This is a genomic window from Ferruginibacter paludis (genome assembly GCF_030409685.1).
Classification (GTDB): Bacteria; Bacteroidota; Bacteroidia; order Chitinophagales; family Chitinophagaceae; genus Ferruginibacter; species Ferruginibacter paludis.
The window spans coordinates 227,572-246,785 of sequence record NZ_JAUFQJ010000003.1 but is presented as its reverse complement, the minus strand read 5'-3'; the positions used below and the strand labels follow the sequence as shown (position 1 = coordinate 246,785).

The 19,214-nt window shown below is 38.2% G+C and carries 21 protein-coding genes; 13 read left to right on the top strand and 8 right to left on the bottom strand.

What is annotated here, in order from left to right:
- Positions 1 to 73: 73 nt before the first annotated feature.
- The 3 genes from QWZ08_RS05450 to QWZ08_RS05440 all read left to right on the top strand — a co-directional run bounded on the left by QWZ08_RS05450 (position 74) and on the right by QWZ08_RS05440 (position 3,646).
- Positions 74 to 829, top strand: a complete 756-nt coding sequence (locus QWZ08_RS05450; protein WP_290336230.1) for a zinc ribbon domain-containing protein — start codon at positions 74 to 76, stop codon at positions 827 to 829.
- A 125-nt stretch (positions 830 to 954) separates the two neighbouring features.
- Positions 955 to 2,613 carry a DNA repair protein RecN gene (recN, locus tag QWZ08_RS05445; protein ID WP_290336229.1) on the top strand — a complete coding sequence of 553 codons (1,659 nt, stop codon included), beginning with the start codon at positions 955 to 957 and terminating at the stop codon, positions 2,611 to 2,613.
- Between the two features lie 220 nt (positions 2,614 to 2,833).
- Positions 2,834 to 3,646: an enoyl-ACP reductase FabI gene (locus tag QWZ08_RS05440; protein ID WP_290336228.1), complete on the top strand. Its 813-nt coding sequence runs from the start codon at positions 2,834 to 2,836 to the stop codon at positions 3,644 to 3,646.
- Between the two features lie 219 nt (positions 3,647 to 3,865).
- Here the strand turns inward: QWZ08_RS05440 and QWZ08_RS05435 are convergent, their stop codons facing one another.
- The gene (locus tag QWZ08_RS05435; RefSeq protein ID WP_229759905.1) at positions 3,866 to 4,087 is read right to left on the bottom strand and encodes a DUF2795 domain-containing protein; all 222 of its coding nucleotides are present in this window, start codon (positions 4,085 to 4,087) and stop codon (positions 3,866 to 3,868) included.
- A 149-nt stretch (positions 4,088 to 4,236) separates the two neighbouring features.
- Here QWZ08_RS05435 and QWZ08_RS05430 point away from each other — a divergent pair, with 149 nt between their 5' ends.
- Positions 4,237 to 4,896, top strand: coding sequence for an ABC transporter ATP-binding protein (locus QWZ08_RS05430; RefSeq protein WP_290336227.1), 660 nt, complete (start codon positions 4,237 to 4,239; stop codon positions 4,894 to 4,896).
- Positions 4,897 to 5,037: 141 nt separating this feature from the next.
- Here the strand turns inward: QWZ08_RS05430 and QWZ08_RS05425 are convergent, their stop codons facing one another.
- The 3 genes from QWZ08_RS05425 to gatC form a co-directional block, all read right to left on the bottom strand.
- Positions 5,038 to 5,601, bottom strand: a complete 564-nt coding sequence (locus tag QWZ08_RS05425; protein ID WP_290336225.1) for a cob(I)yrinic acid a,c-diamide adenosyltransferase — start codon at positions 5,599 to 5,601, stop codon at positions 5,038 to 5,040.
- A 68-nt stretch (positions 5,602 to 5,669) separates the two neighbouring features.
- Positions 5,670 to 6,383 carry an ABC transporter ATP-binding protein gene (locus QWZ08_RS05420; RefSeq protein WP_290336224.1) on the bottom strand — a complete coding sequence of 238 codons (714 nt, stop codon included), beginning with the start codon at positions 6,381 to 6,383 and terminating at the stop codon, positions 5,670 to 5,672.
- A gap of 102 nt (positions 6,384 to 6,485) precedes the next feature.
- A complete protein-coding gene (gene gatC, locus QWZ08_RS05415; RefSeq protein WP_290336223.1) occupies positions 6,486 to 6,776 on the bottom strand; it encodes an Asp-tRNA(Asn)/Glu-tRNA(Gln) amidotransferase subunit GatC in 291 nt (96 codons plus the stop codon).
- A gap of 118 nt (positions 6,777 to 6,894) precedes the next feature.
- Between gatC and trpS the strand changes: the two genes are divergently transcribed.
- Both trpS and QWZ08_RS05405 read left to right on the top strand, forming a co-directional pair.
- Positions 6,895 to 7,896, top strand: a complete 1,002-nt coding sequence (gene trpS / locus QWZ08_RS05410; RefSeq protein WP_290336222.1) for a tryptophan--tRNA ligase — start codon at positions 6,895 to 6,897, stop codon at positions 7,894 to 7,896.
- Between the two features lie 124 nt (positions 7,897 to 8,020).
- Positions 8,021 to 8,656 carry a deoxynucleoside kinase gene (locus tag QWZ08_RS05405; protein WP_290336221.1) on the top strand — a complete coding sequence of 212 codons (636 nt, stop codon included), beginning with the start codon at positions 8,021 to 8,023 and terminating at the stop codon, positions 8,654 to 8,656.
- A 202-nt stretch (positions 8,657 to 8,858) separates the two neighbouring features.
- Here QWZ08_RS05405 and QWZ08_RS05400 read toward each other — a convergent pair whose 3' ends face one another.
- Both QWZ08_RS05400 and QWZ08_RS05395 read right to left on the bottom strand, forming a co-directional pair.
- Positions 8,859 to 9,509, bottom strand: coding sequence for a response regulator transcription factor (locus QWZ08_RS05400; protein WP_290336220.1), 651 nt, complete (start codon positions 9,507 to 9,509; stop codon positions 8,859 to 8,861).
- Between the two features lie 95 nt (positions 9,510 to 9,604).
- Complete coding sequence (locus QWZ08_RS05395; protein WP_290336219.1) at positions 9,605 to 10,435, bottom strand: sensor histidine kinase; 831 nt, start codon at positions 10,433 to 10,435, stop codon at positions 9,605 to 9,607.
- Positions 10,436 to 11,956: 1,521 nt separating this feature from the next.
- Between QWZ08_RS05395 and QWZ08_RS05390 the strand changes: the two genes are divergently transcribed.
- From QWZ08_RS05390 to QWZ08_RS05375, 4 genes are all read left to right on the top strand, one after another.
- On the top strand, positions 11,957 to 12,628 hold the full coding sequence (locus QWZ08_RS05390; protein WP_290336218.1) for a response regulator transcription factor: 672 nt from the start codon (positions 11,957 to 11,959) through the stop codon (positions 12,626 to 12,628).
- Between the two features lie 255 nt (positions 12,629 to 12,883).
- Positions 12,884 to 13,549, top strand: a complete 666-nt coding sequence (locus QWZ08_RS05385; protein ID WP_290336217.1) for a response regulator transcription factor — start codon at positions 12,884 to 12,886, stop codon at positions 13,547 to 13,549.
- A gap of 188 nt (positions 13,550 to 13,737) precedes the next feature.
- A complete protein-coding gene (locus QWZ08_RS05380) occupies positions 13,738 to 14,574 on the top strand; it encodes an aminotransferase class IV (RefSeq protein ID WP_290336216.1) in 837 nt (278 codons plus the stop codon).
- Between the two features lie 61 nt (positions 14,575 to 14,635).
- A complete protein-coding gene (locus QWZ08_RS05375) occupies positions 14,636 to 15,943 on the top strand; it encodes a cryptochrome/photolyase family protein (RefSeq protein WP_290336215.1) in 1,308 nt (435 codons plus the stop codon).
- A 12-nt stretch (positions 15,944 to 15,955) separates the two neighbouring features.
- On the opposite strand, the gene QWZ08_RS05370 is transcribed toward QWZ08_RS05375, so the two are convergent.
- Both QWZ08_RS05370 and mqnB read right to left on the bottom strand, forming a co-directional pair.
- On the bottom strand, positions 15,956 to 16,783 hold the full coding sequence (locus QWZ08_RS05370) for a 1,4-dihydroxy-6-naphtoate synthase (protein ID WP_290336214.1): 828 nt from the start codon (positions 16,781 to 16,783) through the stop codon (positions 15,956 to 15,958).
- Positions 16,780 to 17,463 carry a futalosine hydrolase gene (mqnB, locus tag QWZ08_RS05365; protein ID WP_290336213.1) on the bottom strand — a complete coding sequence of 228 codons (684 nt, stop codon included), beginning with the start codon at positions 17,461 to 17,463 and terminating at the stop codon, positions 16,780 to 16,782. Before mqnB ends, QWZ08_RS05370 begins: the two co-directional genes overlap by 4 nt.
- 45 nt (positions 17,464 to 17,508) lie before the next feature.
- On the opposite strand from mqnB, the gene QWZ08_RS05360 reads away from it, so the two are divergent.
- From QWZ08_RS05360 to folE, 3 genes are all read left to right on the top strand, one after another.
- Entirely contained in the window at positions 17,509 to 17,919 is a 411-nt protein-coding gene (locus tag QWZ08_RS05360) for a 6-pyruvoyl trahydropterin synthase family protein (RefSeq protein WP_290336212.1), read from the top strand.
- 131 nt (positions 17,920 to 18,050) lie between these two features.
- Positions 18,051 to 18,467: a 6-pyruvoyl trahydropterin synthase family protein gene (locus QWZ08_RS05355; RefSeq protein ID WP_290336211.1), complete on the top strand. Its 417-nt coding sequence runs from the start codon at positions 18,051 to 18,053 to the stop codon at positions 18,465 to 18,467.
- Between the two features lie 103 nt (positions 18,468 to 18,570).
- Positions 18,571 to 19,167, top strand: a complete 597-nt coding sequence (gene folE / locus QWZ08_RS05350; protein ID WP_290336210.1) for a GTP cyclohydrolase I FolE — start codon at positions 18,571 to 18,573, stop codon at positions 19,165 to 19,167.
- Positions 19,168 to 19,214 lie beyond the last annotated feature (47 nt).

The following is a 19,214-nucleotide window of genomic DNA, read 5'->3' as shown; positions in this document are numbered from 1 at the left end:
CGACGCAACGATGTTCAACATTGCTGAAATGCCGGTAACACAACTTTTAAAACTATAAATTTCAAACAATAATATGGCCGCAGTAAAAGATTTCTCCGTTGAAGAAAAATTAACATCGCTTGTTCGTTTACAAAAAGTGGATTGCAAGCTGGATGAAATTCAGATTTTGAAAGGTGAATTGCCAATTGAGGTAAAAGACCTGGAAGACGAAATTGAAGGTTTGCACGCCCGTCAAACCCGTGTGGAAGAAGAAATTAATGGCATGCAGGAATTTATTAACCAAAAGAGAGAAGCCATTAAGGAAGCGGAAGCGCTGGTTAAAAAATATGAGAAACAAAGTGAAAATGTAAAGAATAACCGTGAGTTTGAAGCAATCAATAAGGAAATTGAAATGCAGACTTTAGAAGTGAAGCTTTGCGAAAAACACATTAAAGACGCTACTGAAGAAATTGGTGAAAAAGCTCGTCAGCTGGAAACTGCTAAAAAAGCGGTGAGCATTAAAGAAGGTAATTTAAGTGGCAAGAAAGGGGAACTGGAAAAAATTATCGGGGAAACTGAGAAGGAAGAAAAGCAATACAATAAACAGGCCCTTGAAGCAAGAAGCCATGTAGATGAGCGTTTATTGTTAAGCTATGACCGCATCCGTAAAAATTACCGCAACGGGTTGGCTGTAGTACCTGTAGAAAGAGACAGCTGCGGAGGTTGTTTTCATGCGATTCCGCCACAAAAACAAAGTGAAATTAAATTGCGGAAAAAGGTGATTGTATGTGAAAACTGCGGCCGTATACTGGTTGATGCAGATTTGAACGACAGCATTGAAATAAAGTAATTTGCCATACGACTTCGGATGAAAAGCACTTCAGTTACTGAGGTGCTTTTTTATTTTCAGCAGGTGTTTAAATTTTATGAAACGGGCAAAACAAGCCAAAAAAAAACTAATTTGCTGCCTCAATTATGCTGCAAAAATTAAACATACAGAACTACGCAATCATAGATCAAATTGCCATCGATTTTAGCGCCAACCTCAATATCATTACCGGGGAAACCGGTGCCGGTAAAAGTATTTTAATGGGTGCCTTAAGCCTGATACTGGGTGAAAGAGCGGATAGCACCACCTTAATGAATAAGGACAAAAAATGTGTGGTAGAAGGTTTTTTTAAAGCCGGAGGCAGAAAGGAAATAAAAGGCTTTTTAAAAGAGAATGAACTGGATATAGAGGACGAAGTAGTGATAAGAAGAGAGATAGCTGTAAACGGCAAATCGAGAGCGTTTATAAATGATACCCCCGTAAATCTTGGACAGTTGAAGGAACTCAGTTCCTTGTTGGTTGATCTTCATCAGCAATTTGATACACTGGAATTGGGTGACAGTGATTTTCAACGCCAGGTGCTGGATGCGCTGGCAGGAAATGGTAACCTGCTGCAGGAATATACCACCATTTTTACGCAATACAGTAAAACAAAAAAGGAACTGCAGGAACTGGTGCAGCAACAGGCCGCAGCCAATACGGCACTTGATTACAACCAGTTTCTATTTGATGAACTGGATGAAGCCGGGCTAAAGGAAAATGAACTCGAAGAATTGGATGCTGAACTTAAATTACTTAGCAATGCGGAAAATATAAAGCAACAATTAAGCGCTGTTTATTTTGAATTAAAAGACAGTGATCAACCTATTACGCAACAGGTTAAATCACTTAGCAATAAGCTGCATGGCTTGCAGCAATACCATGCTTCTATTGAAGAGCTTACAAAGCGTTTATTGGGCGCCCAGGCGGAGTTGCAGGATATCGGTGATGAACTGGAAGCCATTGATAATGGCGTGCAATACAGCCCGGAAAGAATACAGGTGGTAAATGATAAAATTTCACTGGGATATAAGTTATTAAAAAAGCACAACGTACATACTACGGCGGAGTTGCTTGTAATTAAAGATGAACTTCAGCAAAAACTGAATGATATACTGAACATTGGCGAGGCCATTGCAGCAAAAGAACAGGTTACAAAGGAATTGCAGCGGCAATGCGAACGGTTGGCTGCAGCCATAACGGCCAATCGTAATAAGGCCATCAAACCATTTACCGAAAAAGTGAACGCCCTACTTGCTCAGGTGGGCATGCCCAACGCGGTGATCAAAGTGCAGTTGCAATCAATAGCATTACATATTGATGGTGGTGACAGCATTGAATTTTTATTTGATGCCAATAAAAGCGGCCGCTTTGAGCCGTTGCGCAAAGTGGCCAGCGGCGGGGAGTTGAGCAGGTTAATGCTTTGCATCAAATCTCTGGTGGCAAAAAAATTACAATTACCTACATTGATATTTGATGAAATTGATACCGGCATCAGCGGTGAAGCTGCCAAACAAGTGGGCATCATTATGAAAGATTTATCATCCGGCCACCAGTTAATTGCCATAACGCATCAACCCCAGATTGCTGCCAGGGCTAGCGCCCATTATTATGTGTATAAAAGCACTAAAGGTGACAAGATCAATACGGCTATCCGATTGTTAAGTAATGACGAACGCATTACTGCTATTGCTCAAATGCTAAGTGGCGAAAAGCCAACTGCGGCAGCATTGGAGAACGCCAGGGAAATGGTGGCAATCGATTGATAATTGACAATTTAAAACGAATAATTTTCCCAGGTTGATGTTAATAATGACTAGCTGGGTATGATTTAATGGATAGCAGGAACACCATTTTACAGGTAACCAACAATACTGGCTTTACCGAAAAAACAGCCATTCTCCAAGGTCCATCCGCCTTTTACCCTTGAAGATTTTTGATTACACCTTACAAACCTTATTTTTACCCTTCAAATTAAAATCAGCTATGTCTTACAATTTACTAAAAGGAAAAAAAGGAATTATTTTTGGAGCCCTGGATGAAAAATCGATTGCATGGAAAACAGCATTGCGTTGTCATGAAGAAGGTGCCGAATTGTTGCTAACCAACGCACCTGTAGCGATGCGCATGGGTGAAATTAATAAGTTAGCTGAAACAGTAAATGCCCCCGTAATTCCCTGCGATGTTACAAGCAATGCTGATGTACAAAACCTGATTGTTAAGGCAAAAGAACATTTTGGTGGTGGTGTTGATTTTATTTTACATTCCATAGGTATGAGTGTTAATATGCGCAAGGGAAATTCTTATACTGAAATTGATTACGGTTTTAATGCCAAAACGCTTGATATTTCTGCTACCAGCCTGCATCGGGTGCTTGCAATTGCTATGAAGGAAGATGCCATTAAGGAGTGGGGTAGCGTGGTAGCACTGACTTATATTGCGGCACAACGGGTATTTCCAAACTATAATGAAATGGCGGACGCCAAATCATTACTGGAAAGTATAGCCCGTAGCTTTGGTTACTATTATGGCGTAGGAAAAAAGGTCAGGATTAATACAGTCTCTCAGTCACCCGTACGCACCACAGCCGGCAGCGGCGTTAAAGGCTTTGATGGTTTTATCACCTATGCAGAAAAAATGAGCCCGCTGGGTAATGCAAGTGCTGAAGACTGCGCCAATTATTGCGTTACGCTGTTCAGCGATTTAACCAAAATGGTTACCATGCAAAATTTATTTCACGATGGAGGTTTTTCAAATACAGGTGTTACGCAAACGGTAATTGAACAGATGGAAAAATAATTTCACGACATGGTAGAAATAATTATACTAACTGGTATTCTGCAAAGAATACCAGTTATAGTTTAAGCGCCAGCCAAATGCTTAAGAAAATAATACTGGTGCAGGTCAACAATAAAGCATCAGTTTATACCAACGACAAAGCCACTGACAAAAGTCAATGGCTTTGATGCACAAATAGTATTATGAAAGGCAATCCCGGACGGACAGCTATGTATTCAATTAATATTCATCCTCATTGAAAAAGAAGTCTTCCTGGCTTGGATAATCAGGCCAGATATCTTCCAGCCCTTCATAAATTTCACCTTCATCCTCCAGTTCCTGCAGGTTCTCAATTACTTCAATAGGAGCACCGCTGCGGATACTAAAATCTATCAGTTCATCCTTTGTTGCCGGCCAGGGAGCGTCTTCTAAATGAGAGGCCAATTCTAGTGTCCAAAACATCGCTTAATGGTTTAATTTTTTGCAAATGTAAAAGTTTGGTGGAATTAAACAAATGTGTTTTTTCACCCTTGGTTTTATTTTTTATTTTAAACGGGTAAATAGTGTTCTTAATTGTCCTTAAATTATTAATTATTAATTACTTTAGCCAGATGCTGACAGCAACAAACATTATTAAAAATTACGGCAGTCTGCCGGTTTTGCGTGGGGTTGATATCAACATAAAAAAGGCGGAAATTGTAAGTATCGTCGGTTCGTCAGGTGCAGGTAAAAGCACGCTGCTGCACATTCTTGGCACTTTGGATACGGCTGATAAAGGCTCTGTTTTGCTGGCCGGCGAAAAGATAGAAAAGCTCAGCGGGAAAAAACTTGCAGCATTTCGTAACAAAAATATTGGCTTCGTTTTTCAGTTTCATCACTTATTGCCTGAGTTTACGGCTGTTGAAAACGTATGTATTCCAGGCTGGATTGCAGGCAAAAAAAAATCGGAGATTAAAGAAAAAGCCATCCAATTGTTAACAACTTTAGGTCTTTCTAACCGGATTGAAAACAAACCACAGCAACTTTCAGGTGGCGAACAGCAAAGGGTAGCTGTGGCCAGAGCTTTAATAAACGACCCCTTAATCGTTATGGCAGATGAGCCAACGGGCAACCTTGACAGTGCCAATGCAAAAGAATTACACCAACTTTTTATTCAACTCAGGAATCAGTTTCAACAGACTTTTTTAATTGTAACACACAATGAGGAACTTGCCCAAATGAGCGACCGTATTTTGCACATGAAAGACGGCAGGATAATGGATAATTTATAATCAATAATGTATAATACTGTCAGTTAGGCGGAGCGTATGTGTTATGCGAGGCGGGCTTATTTCGTTACGGGATTGATTACAAAATTTTTTAGGATTTTTCGCAGCCGGAAAACTAATTAGCCATTTAATAATTATTAATTGTCAGTTTATCCGTGGTTTCCAGGCAATTTCCTGCACGTGTAACTGATAACCTATGTATCTGGACAAAACAAAAAGATAATCACTCAATCGGTTGATGTATTTTATTACCAGCGGCTCTACAAATAGTTCATGTACCTGCATATTCACACACAAACGTTCTGCACGCCTGCAGATGCACCTTGCCACATGGGTTGTGGAAACAGCAACGTGCCCACCCGGCAATATAAAATGTTTCATGGCCGGCAGCATCTCGTTCATGCGATCTATTTCCTTTTCCAGCAATACCACATCATCCTCTTTAAGATCAGGGATTTTCATCAATGGTTCTTTATCGGGATCGCATGCCAGTGAAGAACCAACAGTAAATAGACGGTCCTGAATTTCTTTTAAAATAATTTTAGAATGGGCATCTTGAATAAGATCACTTACAAGGCCAATGTAAGAATTCAATTCATCCACCGTGCCATAGGTTTCAATGCGTAAATGATTTTTGGGCACTTTTGTTCCACCGATTAAACTGGTTGTTCCCAGGTCGCCGGTTTTAGTATAAATCTTTGCTGCCATATAGTTTAGTAGATTGAATTATAGCAAAGCAAACAACGAAACACTCAAAAAGTTTATAGATAAAAGCATTAAGCCGGTTGTGCAATAACAGATGGATTGGAATTTACCCTGTCCGTTTCAATCAAACCGTCTCGTAAACGCACTACCCGGTGTGCAAATCCGGCAATATCTTCTTCGTGCGTTACCAGTACTACCGTGTTGCCATCATTGTGAATTTTGCCCAGGATATCCATGATTTCGTAGGAGGTTTTAGAATCCAGGTTTCCTGTAGGTTCATCTGCCAAAATGATGGCAGGATCATTTATCAGAGCCCTCGCAATCGCTACACGCTGGCACTGTCCGCCACTTAATTCATTTGGTTTATGGTGGCTTCTGTCATCTAGTTTTACTTTATGTAAAACTTCCCTGGCCCTGTCCATTCTTTCCTTTTTTGCAATGCCGCTGTAAATGAGCGGCAGCGCTACGTTTTCTGCTGCGGTTAACCTGGGAAGTAAATTAAATTGCTGAAAAACAAAGCCAATTTCTTTGTTGCGTATTTCGGCCAGGTCGTTGTCAATCATACGGCTAACATCGTGGCCATTTAAAATGTACCGGCCGCTGGTGGGTGTATCCAGGCAACCTAAAATATTCATCAGGGTAGATTTTCCGGAGCCACTCGGTCCCATCAATGCTACATACTCGTTCTTAAAAATATCAATGTTAATGCCTTTTAGTACCTGCAACTCCTGCTTGCCTAAATAATAGCTTTTGCAAATATTTTCCAGATGAATAATGCCCTGCATGGTGATATTGATTTATTGATTTGCTAAATGATTACTGGTAAAAGCCGGTAAGGTTTGTGTATTGATAAATTTAAGCGATGTACCATTAAGACGCATGGCTGTTTATTTTTTGATTACTTTAGGCACTTTAAAAAACTCCTTATCGTGCAGCGGAGCATTTTTTAATCCTTCCTCCCTGCTGATGCTTCCTTTTACTTCGTCTTCCCGCAACACGTTTATATTATCGCTCATATGCAGCAGCGGAGCTACTCCTGTCGTGTCCAGCTCATTCAGCTTTTCTACAAAAGCAATCATTTTTTGCAAGTCTGTTTTAATACTTGCTTTTTCAATATCATTAAACTGAAGCCTTGCCAGGTGCGCAATTTTATCTACCAGGGTATCATTTACTTCCATCAAACAAAAATAAAGGATTAGGCTGACAGACCTACTGAATTTATATGAATGGCAGTCAATTTTTTTCCTTTACAGATATGGCTTAAGACTATTGTGTTTTGTTATCTTTGCCGTCTTTATGAGTAAAAAACAAGAAATTGTAATGAGTGGCATCCGGCCTACCGGATTTTTGCACCTGGGAAATTATTTTGGGGCCATACGTAATTATGTAAAAATGCAGGAAGATTATGACTGCTATTTTATGGTGGCAGACCTGCATTCGCTTACCACCCATCCTGATACCAAACAGCTGAAAGACAATGTGCATAGGGTATTGGCAGAAAATATTGCCTGTGGACTGGACCCGGATAAAGTGGCTTTGTATTGCCAGAGCCACGTATTTGAAACCGCTGAACTGTATTTATACCTGAATATGCTGGCGTATACCGGCGAACTTGAAAAGACAGTTACTTTTAAAGACAAGGTTCGGCAGAACCCCGATAACATTAATGCCGGGTTGCTTACATATCCAGTTTTAATGGCCGCAGATATTTTATTACACAGAGCTAAATACGTGCCCGTGGGTAAAGACCAGGAGCAGCACCTGGAAATAGCAAGGACCTACGTTAACCGCTTTAATCATCGTTACGGAGAAGTTTTTCCTGAACCGTTTGCCTTTAATTATAATCAGCAACTGGTAAAAGTGCCGAGTCTGGATGGTGCCGGTAAAATGAGTAAAAGCGAAAATCAAATGGCTACTTTATTTTTGGCGGATGAAGACGATGTAATCCGCAAAAAAGTGATGAAAACAAAAACTGATGCAGGACCGCAGGAGTTAAATTCACAAAAACCGGAGTACATTGAAAATGTATTTAGTTTGATGAAACTCGTAAGTGGCGATGACGTAATTTCAAAATTTGAAAATGACTATAACAATTGTTCTATTCGTTATGGAGATATGAAGAAGCAACTGGCGGAAGATATGGTGCAATTTATTGCTCCTATCCGGGGTAAAATAAATGAAATTTTAAATGATAAAAAATACCTGGCCGAAGTAATGGAAAAAGGCGCAGCAAAAGCAGGTATTAGCGCAAAAGCTACCATGCAGCTGGTAAGAGAAGCAATGGGATTAAACTATTAAGCTTGTACCAAACCGCAATTTTGCATTTGTATGTTTATATACCAAAGTTTGCTACATTCACTTGTCATTATCGGAGTACTAAATTATTTTATCATCTTTAAATTACCCATTGGGGTGGGGCAACATGGCCAAATCTAAGAAACCAAAACATATTGCAGTAGCCGGAAACATCGGAGCCGGTAAAACTACTTTAACAGAAATGTTGAGTAAACATTACAAATGGATACCTCAGTTTGAAGATGTTGACCACAACCCTTACCTGAATGATTTTTATGAAGATATGCCCCGCTGGAGTTTTAACCTGCAAGTGTTTTTTTTAAACAGCCGTTTAAAACAGTTGCTCGAAATTCAGCATGGTTCAGAAACAGTGATACAGGACCGCACGATTTATGAGGATGCGAATATTTTTGCACCCAACCTGCATGACATGGGACTAATGGGAAAAAGAGATTTTGATAATTATTACCAGTTTTTTGAAACACTCAAGTCAATGGTGCAACCGCCGGACCTGCTTATCTATCTAAAGGCCTCTGTACCTACGTTGGTTGCACAAATTCAAAAAAGAGGCAGGGAATACGAAGAAAATATCCGGCTGGATTATTTGAAAAAACTAAATGATTATTACAACGGATTTATTGACAGTTATAAAGAAGGGCCTTTGCTTATTATTGATGCAGATAAAAATAAGTTTGCAGAAAATGAAGAACATTTGGGGCAGATTATATCCAGTATTGATTCTAAATTATTCGGGCTATTTTAGTTTGATGTAAAGTCTTCCGATTATCATAAGGGCGAATTTAAATCCAAAGGTAAGATTTGGACTGACTTAAACGTGAAGGCAAACAAGGGGAATAAAATCAGCCATTCGGTAAATTATAAAAGAAGAGATGCTCACATAAAGAATGAAGAAAAATGTTGGAAAGACCAAAGAAAATCTAACAATGATATAAGCGATAATCGTTTTAATCTATCAGTTGATTTTTCATAGCATAAAACACCAGGCCGACAGAATTTTTTACACCGAAGCGTTCCATCATCCTGTCTTTGATTGCTTCCACCGTTCGCGAGCTGATATCCATTTTTTGAGCAATTTCTGCAGCAGTAAATTCCATGCAAACCAATGTAAGTACTTCTTTTTCCCGATCAGTTACAAGAATTTCTGTATTAAGAGAAGGATTAAATTTTTGCCTGCTATAATTCTTTTTAATTAATACTTTATTTACAAAAGGGTTTAAATAAAATCCCGTTCGCATCACTTCCAAAATGGCTTTTTTTATTTCTGCAGGATCAGTACTTTTTAGCAAATAACCTGCAGCACCACAATCCATCAGGTGTCCTACGAAACGTTCATCTTCGTACATGGTTAAAATAATAACACGAATGTGGGGATAGTCTTTTGTAATTTGTCTTGTAGTATCAATGCCGTCTTTAAGTGGCATTTTTAAGTCGCATAAAATTACGTCCGGCGCAGCTGCTGCAAGGTTTGCCAGCAGTTCTTCACCATTATCTGCCTCCAACACAAATTGAAATTCCGTGTACGACCTCATAGAAAGAATTACTCCTTTTCTGAAAATCTGGTGGTCATCGGCTATTGCAACTTTAATTGGATTCATAAAAACTGGTTAATCAAATTTATGAAAAAGTTTCGGTTTTTCTTTAACCGGTTTATATCAACGGGCAAATCCGCAAGTCTGGAGACATGCAGTAGTTAGTAAGTTGAGTCTTTTGGAATCTCCAGTGTTACTTTAAAATAAGTATGGCTGGGATCAATTTCAAAAAAAATCCGGCCATTCAATACCTTAATGCGACTAGCTATATTTTTTAACCCCAAGCCTGTTGACACATGATTGAGTCGGTCGAACTCTGTTTGAACAATACCTTGCCCATCATGATGGAGTCTGAAATAACTATGAGTGGCATTGGCATTTTGTGTGAGATGAATAAATCCTGCACTGCTGTGTTTGATGATATTATTTACCAGCTCTTGTATAACCCGGAAAATAAGTAATTCCTGGTCGAGTTTTAAACGGGTGCGGTAGTCATGAAAACGAACGCTGGCGTTCAGGGTTCCGCTGCCATTTATTTTCTGAAATAAATCACTCATAGCGCTTTCCAATCCAAAATTTTTGAGAGTGGGTGGCATCATGCTATGACTGATATTTCTGATCAGCTGTATAGAATCATCAATAATTTGCTTGGCGCTGAAGATGGATTGTAACTGTACGGCCGGCTCCTGGTTAATCAAATTTTCATTCAGGTAAAGCCGTGCAGTGGCCAGCAGGGGGCCAACGTCATCGTGTAAATCTGCGGCAATCCGGTTCCGTTCCTCTTCCTGGAATTTAATAGATGCATTCAGCAAGATTTGTTGCTTGTCATCTTCCAGTCTTTTCAACTGATCGTTAAAGCGGATAACCCTGCGCTGATGAAAAATAACAAAAAATACGATACCTAACGTTAAACTAAGCATTGCAAGCGTACCAAAAAGCATGATGTAGTTAAACCCCGAAGATGAGTTGACTGGAACTTGTAAAAAGATCATTGGTGGTAAGCTTAGGTATTAATTGATTTATTAAAAGGTTTAAAATTGTCAAGGTTTAAGTCGACCGGTATAGTGTGGTGTTCAGTATGTGTGGTTTGGTTTTTATTAACAATGATAGCGATGCTAAGTAACACGTTTTTTATAATGGTAATCGTACTATTAATAAAGGTGTATTGTTTATTAAAATCAGGTGTGCCCATCATTGACTTGGAGTATAAAAAAAGAAAAAAATTGCCGGAAAAATATAGGAGTAGCGCCACAGAAATCCAGAAGCTGGGTAATTGGTACAATGGGGTAGTTAAATTATATTGCATTACATTGTAAAAATAATAGACGATTAACAATGTAAAAAAAAGGCATTCAACAACAAGTGGCATAAAATCCCATTCGCCAAACCTGCTGGTGTAAAAATTATAAATCCAATAAATTATGTATAAGCATATTGATAAAACAATAAATTGTTTACTTTTAATACTTTTAAATATAGAGATGTAGACGAATGAAATAAGGATGAATTCAAAAATTAAAAAAAATCTTACCATAACAACAAAATACGGTAAACTAAAAAATTTAATAATAGCTAACGTAATTCCTAAAAACACTACAAGTACAATAGTGTAAACAAAAAAAACCTTTATTTCTTTGCTAATAATTCTTTTGTAGAATAATAAACAAAGAAAGAAAGGTGCAATCTCCGAGAGATAATTAATCTTTTGTAGAATTTCTATGATAATAGGTAGTTTTCTCAAAAGTAATTAACTTTTTTCAAAAACGTACTTTATTAATCTCTAGAATAAACGTGTTCCGTGGGGTAAATTAACCAGCGTTCCGTACATAAAAAATTAGTTTAAAGGATTTAGAAATGATTCCGTGATGTAAACTTCATATTAAATAGCATCATAAACAATGGGTATAATTTGAAACACCAGGTATAATATCGTTAAAATACAGTGCAGACAAGGTCTTTGGACGAAAAGGCAAGGTAAAAAAAAGTAAAAAAATGGGTAAATTTACGTATGCTGTATAGTAAATTTACTATTAGGTTTTGCAGTAATCATACGATTATTTTACTGCGTAATCATACGATAGTGTAATTACCTGCTGAGTTGGTAAGTAAATTTTTAAATTAGCTATGCAGGGTAATACGAAGGATAACTTTAAAACGAGATCAGTTAATAACACTTTGGAGATATAAATGGAAAGAGCAAACCACGCAAGGATGTTTGCAGATGATACATTACTTTGAAAGTACCAATAGCAATAACACTCATCATAATGCGATCAAATTATGGTGAGGTATGGTAAGGTTTAATAAATGTGGTATGATTTTTTTGAGCACGTTAGTATAATTACTCAGTACTCGTTCGCAATAACAAAATATTAATCACGTTATTTGCATTACCAAAAACTAAATGAATTGAGAATTTTATACCGGCTAATTTAATTTTCTTCAGATGTAGTGACTTTAAAATAAATTCAATTATATAATTTAGTGACAAACCAAACTAATTCTTCTGTTGTATGTCTATCTCTGCGGATTACTTAATCAAAATAGCTATCGCCGACGACCACAAAATTTTCAGGGATGGAATTAAAATGGCTCTTTCCGGTAAACCCAATCTTAAAATGCTTTGGGAAGCAGAAGATGGGAAGGACATGATGCACAAGATTGCCATTAAAAAACCAGAGGTATTATTGATGGACATCCGGATGCCTGAAATTGATGGCATCAACGGCATTGAGCTTATAAGAAAGGAATATGACGGCATAAAAATTATTGTGCTCAGCATGTACGATGATCACCAGATGATTAGTAAAATGATGGAGATGGGAGCCAATGCCTACCTCACAAAAACAACAGATCCGGAAGAAATATACGAGGCCATTTTAACTTGTATGAACGAAGATTTTTATTTTAATGACCTGGTGAACAAGGCTGTGATGGGCAAGTTAATGCAGAAAAAAAATGTACGCCAGCATTATACCAATACGGCCGCTATCCATTTTAATGAGAAGGAAATAAAAATTCTTCAACTACTTGCAGAAGATAAAACGACAGAGGAAATATCCAAAACTATATTTTTAAGCCCCCGCACAATTGAAACAATCCGCCAAAATATGAAAACCAAGGTAAACGCCAAAACCATTGGCGGGCTGATTATGTACGGCATGCGAAACAAACTAATTGAATAATATTTCCTGCATTAGCACGTTTAATTACAGAAATGTTTTTCAATGGAGTCACCTGCGTAAAATTGATCACAAATGCATAGTGTGGCAGGTTTTGCTGAATTTTTTCCCAGGCTGAGTATTTACCATAGTAAAATTCCTATGTTAAATAACACGTAGTTCTCCTAAGAATGGTAAAGGAAATTGAGCGATATTGCATTTTTAAGAACGCTTTTTTGTAATTTAATAAGTACTCTTTTATATTTAAACTGACAAATTTTGGAACCGATCAAAGTGTTAATTGCGGACGACCATGTATTATATCGGGCCGGTGTAAAAACTGCCCTGAGTTCGAAAAGTGACGTTAAGGTTATTGCGGAAGCAGATAATGGTATGCATTTACTAACTATGCTGAAAGCGGTTCAGCCAGACGTAATATTGCTGGATATTCAAATGCCTGTAATGGACGGTATTACTGCTCTTCCGGAGATAAAAAAGAACTGGCCAGATGTAAAAGTAATCATGCTCACCATGCTGGAGGATCACAGTATGATAACGAAGTTGATGGAACTGGGAGCCAACAGCTACCTTAGTAAAACCAGTGACATTGAAGTTATATACGAAGCAATTAAAACCTGTTTTGAACAGGACTATTTTTTTAATGCACTCACCAATAAAGCCTTACTTACAAATCTTAAACAACGCAACCAGGTAACACCTCAAAAATTAGTTCAGCAGGAAGCGCAATTAAATGATAAGGAGATGCTGATCTTAAAATTAATGTGCGAAGAAAAAACAACAAAGGAGATTGCCGATATGGTAGATCTTAGTCCACGAACCGTTGAAGCTATCCGTGATAAACTGAAAGTGAAGACTGGAGCAAAAAGTACTGCAGGTTTAATCATGTATGCGGTAAAACATAATATACTAAACGAGGAAATTTAATCATTAATCAAAATATCTAATTAAATAAGAACCGGCCTGTTTATATAAGACAGAAAAGTTGCACCTTTACGATAATTTTTTTCTCTTACAACCCCGATGAAGAAATGTCCCATCAATTTACTTTGGTGGGATTTTTTATTTAATGAGTTTTAAAATTTTTTACAGCATGTCCGTTCATATTTTTGCACATGAACTATTTTAATTACAATGGAAAAATTTTTGTTGAAGGAGAAGCTGTAATAGGTGCAGATAGCCGTGCCCTGCGTTATGGTGACGGGCTGTTTGAAACCATCAAAGCAAAAAACGGATTGCCGGAACTGGAAGACGAACATTTTGCAAGATTATGGAACGGCATGAGGGTGTTGCAATTTGAAATACCCAAACATTTTACACCAGACAAATTACACAATGAAATTACCACCCTGTTAAAAAAGAATCGTCACGAAAATATAGCCCGTATCAGGCTAAGTGTTTTCAGAGGGGACGGGGGACTGTTTGATGCAAAAAATTATTTGCCCAATTATATTATTCAAAGCTGGCCGTTGCCGGAAAACAGTGGAGAATTCAACAGTAACGGACTGGTGTTGGGTGTGTACAAAGAAGCAAAAAGAAGTTGTGACATATTAAGCAATATCAAACACAACAATTACCTGCCTTATATTTTGGCGGCATTGAAAGCCAAAGGTGAGAAATGGAACGATGCGATAATGTTAAACAACCATGATCGCATTTGCGATACAACCATTGCAAATATATTTTTAATAAAAGAGGGAATTGTTTATACTCCGTCATTAAAAGAGGGTTGTATCGCCGGTATCATGCGCAGGAAAATTATAAAAGACTTAGCTGATAATTGGCAGGTAATTGAAAATGAAATCACGCTGAAAGATTTGCAAAATGCAGATGAGGTTTTTTTAACTAACAGCATATACAATATGCAGTGGGTTCAGCGAATTGATGACACATCTTACTCAAACCAACATAGCCAAAAAATTTTCAAGACAATTTTTGCAACCATTCTGTAACCAGGCTGTTAAATATACGCGTACTATTTTAAGGGATATTTTATTTAGCAGTATAATGTTTATGGAAGCAATTAACATTTTTTGGTTTCGCAGAGATTTAAGATTGGAAGACAACGCAGGACTCTGTCACGCTCTGAAGGCAGGCAAACCCGTGTTACCCATTTTTATATTTGATAAGAATATATTGGATCAGCTGGAAGAAAAAACTGACAGGCGGGTAGAATTTATTCATGCTGCGCTCGAAGAAATGCAGGCAGAACTTGTTGAAATGGGGTCATCATTGAATGTGTTTTACGGCACACCCGCAAATATTTTTAAACAGCTGCTTACTAAGTATACCATAGATACAGTTTTTGCCAATCATGATTATGAGCCCTATGCTTTGGAACGAGAAACCTCCATCGCTAAATTGTTGAAAGAAAATAATGTGAGTTTTAAAACATACAAAGACCAGGTTATTTTTGAAAAAGCGGAAGTGTTGAAAGACGATGGCACTCCTTATACGGTGTTTACACCCTATAGCAGAAAATGGAAGGCTGTATTAACCGATTTTCATTTAAAGCCATACCCTACAAAAAAATACTTCAGCAATTTTTATCCGCATTCAATTGTGCAGATTCCAACTTTGGCTTCCATGGGTTTTCGCCAATTGAAAAAGCCTTTCCCATCAAAAGCGCTGAAGGAAGAACTGGTAAAAAAATATGCAGACCAAAGGAATTTTCCGGCTGTGCCAGGAACGTCTAAATTAGGCGTACACCTGAGGTTTGGAACAATCAGCATACGTGAACTGGCTGCCCGTGCGAGGCCACTCTCAGAGACTTATTTGAATGAATTGATATGGCGGGATTTTTATCACATGATATTGTGGCATTTTCCAAAAGTAGGCAAAGGAAAGGCTTTTAAAGCAGCCTATGACGGCATTCACTGGCGAAAAGATACCGGCGAATTTGAGCAATGGTGTAATGGCCAAACAGGTTACCCGATTGTTGATGCCGGCATGCGGGAGTTAAATGCAACGGGTTTTATGCACAACCGCGTTCGTATGATTACAGCATCTTTTTTGTCAAAGCACCTGCTGTTGGATTGGCGGTTGGGAGAAGCCTATTTTGCAATCAAATTGCTTGACTTTGACCTGGCAGCTAATAACGGGGGGTGGCAATGGGCGGCAGGCAGCGGATGTGATGCAGCACCGTATTTCAGAGTTTTTAATCCGCGTTTGCAAACTGAAAAATTTGATAAAGATTTGAAATATATCAGGCAGTGGGTTCCCGAACTGGACAGTTTTGATTATCCAAAACCGATCGTTGATCATGAGTTTGCAAGAAAGCGATGCCTGGAAATGTATGCACAGGCGCTCAAAAAAGAATGATCCAAGGTTAAGTCAGCTTACAAAAATTTCATCATACCCGATTGTACAGTCGTTTAATTGCTGATATACATCCATTAATTTTTTAACTGTTTTTTTTCCCTCTTCTCCAAGGTTGATTGAGTAATCGTTCACATACAAATCGATGTGTTTACGCATCACATCTTCGCTCATTTCCTGTGCGTTGTTACGGATGTAATCGTTCAGCTGCGGATAGTTTGCGAACGCATATTCAATACTTTTTTTTATAAGGCCATCAATTTCTCTTTGTATCGAAATGTCTATATCCCGTTTAACAACTATGCCTCCGAGTGGTATGGCGTTGCCCGTTTCTTTCTCCCAAAAATCGCCCAGGTCAACTATTTTTTTAAGGCCCTTGTCAGCATAAGTAAACCGGTTTTCATGAATGATTACGCCCAGCCCCTGGCCACTGCTGACAAAATCTTCTATGGCATCGTATCTTAAAAAAATCTTCTTTCGTGCTTTGGGATAGGCAAGCGAAAAAAGTAAATGAGCTGTCGTTTGTTCACCTGGTATTGCAACGGTATAATCTTCAATATTTTCAGTTACAGCGTCTTTCCCTGCTATCAGCAAAGGGCCTACGCCGCGGCCCAGCGCACTGCCACTGTTTAGTACCGCATATGTTTTCAATACCAGTGGCAATACACCATAACTTAATTTGGTAATCGCCAGTTTGCCTTGCATGGCCCACTCATTCAGGGTTTGTACGTCTTCCAGCACCGGCTCAAAACTGATATTCCCTGTATCAATTTTATTATTTACCAATGCATCAAAAATAAAAGTATCATTGGGGCAGGGTGAAAATCCTAAAGTATATTTCATGGTAAACTGATTAATATTTTTTGAAGTTCAATATTTAAATTTATGATAGCATCTTTCATCACCCACTTCGTTTTATCTCTTTCTCCAACAGCATTGCTGATACTTCTTATTTGTAAAAACGGTACTTTCTGTTGAAGGCAAACATAATGAAATGCAGCACCTTCCATGCTTTCTGCTGCCGGGTTAAAATGTTCAATAAGTTGTTGCTTTTGCAACAAAGCATCGCTTATTTTGTTTACCGTTATTCCCTTTACAGCCACTAACGCAGATGTTTGAAAAAGACTGGTTGTATCATTTACAAGCCATCCTTCCGTGAAAGGATAATCATTTTTGCCGGCAAAACCAGCACCAAATAATGTAGTAAACTGTTGCTTTTCTTCAATACCCGAATCGCCGAAAGCATCCTGTTTTATTAATACGGTCTGGCCTAAATATAACTGGCCGGAAAAGGAGCCGGCAATACCCGCCTGTAAAACTAAATCCGGTTTATTGCTGAGCAATTTTATAGCCAAAAGATAAGCGGTATTTACCTGTCCCACACCGGTAATTAATACCTCGGTTGTGTGCTTTCCAATTGTGTTTTTCTTTTCTTTAAGTAACTGTAAAGTGGGCTCAATCTCAAAGCTGGTAGCCGAAACAAGTAAAATGTGCATTTTGCAAAAATCGTACTTACGCTTCATATTTCAGGATTTAGCAAGTACCTTTGCGTAAAATTTTAAGTGCGAATGGTGTACATAACAAGGGTAGAACATTTTAATGCTGCACACAGGTTATTTAATCCGGCATGGAGCCGTGAGCAAAACGAGGAGGTATTTGGAAAATGCGCCAATGAAAACTGGCATGGGCACAACTTTGAGTTGTATGTTACTATAAAAGGCGAACCCAATCCGGATACGGGGTTTGTGTATGATGTAAAAAGATTAAGCATTATTGTAAATGAGCATGTAATAGAAAAACTGGATCACAAGAACCTGAATGTAGACGTCAATTTTATGGCAGGTAAACTTTGTTCTATCGAAAACCTAGTCATCGGAATCTGGCAACAACTGGTTCCCCACTTGCCGGAAGGTGTACAGTTGCATTCGCTCAAATTATATGAAACTCCACGTATTTTTGTTGAATATTTTGGAAATTAGTTTGGCATATTGAAACAATTAACTGGCTTCTTTGTATTTATTTCAGCGCAATATCGGAGTTTCTATAACGGGCAAACTCTAAATGTTGAACCAGTTTAAATTCACCTTTTATTTAAAATGATGGTTATAAAATGACTAATAAAGTAGCTGTTTACCGTAAAGAACATTTTAATGCGGCGCACCGGTTAAATAATCCGAAGTGGGATGAGGCAACCAATGATAGAATTTTTGGCAAATGCAATAACCCAAGTTTTCACGGGCATAACTATGAACTGATTGTTAAATTAACTGGCGTGCCTGATGCTGAGACAGGGTATGTATATGACATGAAATTATTGAGCGAGCTAATAAGAGAAAATATTTTGGAACGCTTCGATCATAAAAATTTAAATCTCGATACAGCAGAGTTTCAGCACCTCAATCCCACGGCAGAAAATATTGCTGCTGTAATCTATACTATCCTGAGGGAAAAAATTGATGCGGATTTAGACCTCCAGGTAAGACTCTACGAAACCGAAAGAAATTTTGTTGAATATCCTGCTAATTGATAAATTGTTGCCGGGATTGTCAGGATAAATATCCTTCACAGAACAAAATATATTATTTGTTGTTAAAGCTGGCAATCAGCAAAATTTACCACAAACTTAAAGAATGGCATACAAAAAAATAGAGCAGTATGATGAAGCAGTTACTGCCGGCCTTATAACAAACTATAAAGAAGTGCTTAATCTGTTAGGCGAAGATGCCGGCAGGGAAGGACTGGAAAAAACACCCGAACGTGTTGCAAAGGCGATGCAGGTATTAACCCAGGGTTATCAGCAGGATGCCAATACCATTTTAAATTCTGCCAAGTTTCATGAAGAGGTGAGTGAGATGATCATTGTGAAGGACATTGAATTATACAGCATGTGTGAACACCACATGTTGCCTTTTTATGGTAAAGCACATGTGGCTTATATTCCTAATGGATGGATAACCGGACTCAGTAAAATAGCACGTGTTGTAGATGTTTACAGCAGGCGTTTGCAGGTTCAGGAAAGACTGACACACCAGATTTTAAATTCTATTAAAGAAACACTGAATCCGCTGGGGGTTGCGGTTGTTATCGAAGCTTCTCATTTGTGTATGATGATGCGGGGTGTGCAGAAACAGAATTCAGTTACCACTACATCGGCTTTTTGGGGTGAGTTTGAAAAAAATGAAACCCGCAGCGAATTTGTAAAATTGATCAGTGCCAAATTACATTAGTATAAACAGAAATAAAATATTAATCCCTCCGCGTGAGGGATTTTTTG

Bases quoted from the DNA above. Each gene is read 5' to 3' on its own strand.
- QWZ08_RS05450 (WP_290336230.1), top strand. From the start codon at position 74: ATGGCCGCAGTAAAAGATTTCTCCGTTGAAGAAAAATTAACATCGCTT.
- recN (WP_290336229.1), top strand. From the start codon at position 955: ATGCTGCAAAAATTAAACATACAGAACTACGCAATCATAGATCAAATT.
- QWZ08_RS05440 (WP_290336228.1), top strand. From the start codon at position 2,834: ATGTCTTACAATTTACTAAAAGGAAAAAAAGGAATTATTTTTGGAGCC.
- QWZ08_RS05435 (WP_229759905.1), bottom strand. From the start codon at position 4,087: ATGTTTTGGACACTAGAATTGGCCTCTCATTTAGAAGACGCTCCCTGG.
- QWZ08_RS05430 (WP_290336227.1), top strand. From the start codon at position 4,237: ATGCTGACAGCAACAAACATTATTAAAAATTACGGCAGTCTGCCGGTT.
- QWZ08_RS05425 (WP_290336225.1), bottom strand. From the start codon at position 5,601: ATGGCAGCAAAGATTTATACTAAAACCGGCGACCTGGGAACAACCAGT.
- QWZ08_RS05420 (WP_290336224.1), bottom strand. From the start codon at position 6,383: ATGCAGGGCATTATTCATCTGGAAAATATTTGCAAAAGCTATTATTTA.
- gatC (WP_290336223.1), bottom strand. From the start codon at position 6,776: ATGGAAGTAAATGATACCCTGGTAGATAAAATTGCGCACCTGGCAAGG.
- trpS (WP_290336222.1), top strand. From the start codon at position 6,895: ATGAGTAAAAAACAAGAAATTGTAATGAGTGGCATCCGGCCTACCGGA.
- QWZ08_RS05405 (WP_290336221.1), top strand. From the start codon at position 8,021: ATGGCCAAATCTAAGAAACCAAAACATATTGCAGTAGCCGGAAACATC.
- QWZ08_RS05400 (WP_290336220.1), bottom strand. From the start codon at position 9,509: ATGAATCCAATTAAAGTTGCAATAGCCGATGACCACCAGATTTTCAGA.
- QWZ08_RS05395 (WP_290336219.1), bottom strand. From the start codon at position 10,435: ATGATCTTTTTACAAGTTCCAGTCAACTCATCTTCGGGGTTTAACTAC.
- QWZ08_RS05390 (WP_290336218.1), top strand. From the start codon at position 11,957: ATGTCTATCTCTGCGGATTACTTAATCAAAATAGCTATCGCCGACGAC.
- QWZ08_RS05380 (WP_290336216.1), top strand. From the start codon at position 13,738: ATGAACTATTTTAATTACAATGGAAAAATTTTTGTTGAAGGAGAAGCT.
- QWZ08_RS05375 (WP_290336215.1), top strand. From the start codon at position 14,636: ATGGAAGCAATTAACATTTTTTGGTTTCGCAGAGATTTAAGATTGGAA.
- QWZ08_RS05370 (WP_290336214.1), bottom strand. From the start codon at position 16,783: ATGAAATATACTTTAGGATTTTCACCCTGCCCCAATGATACTTTTATT.
- mqnB (WP_290336213.1), bottom strand. From the start codon at position 17,463: ATGAAGCGTAAGTACGATTTTTGCAAAATGCACATTTTACTTGTTTCG.
- QWZ08_RS05360 (WP_290336212.1), top strand. From the start codon at position 17,509: ATGGTGTACATAACAAGGGTAGAACATTTTAATGCTGCACACAGGTTA.
- QWZ08_RS05355 (WP_290336211.1), top strand. From the start codon at position 18,051: ATGACTAATAAAGTAGCTGTTTACCGTAAAGAACATTTTAATGCGGCG.
- folE (WP_290336210.1), top strand. From the start codon at position 18,571: ATGGCATACAAAAAAATAGAGCAGTATGATGAAGCAGTTACTGCCGGC.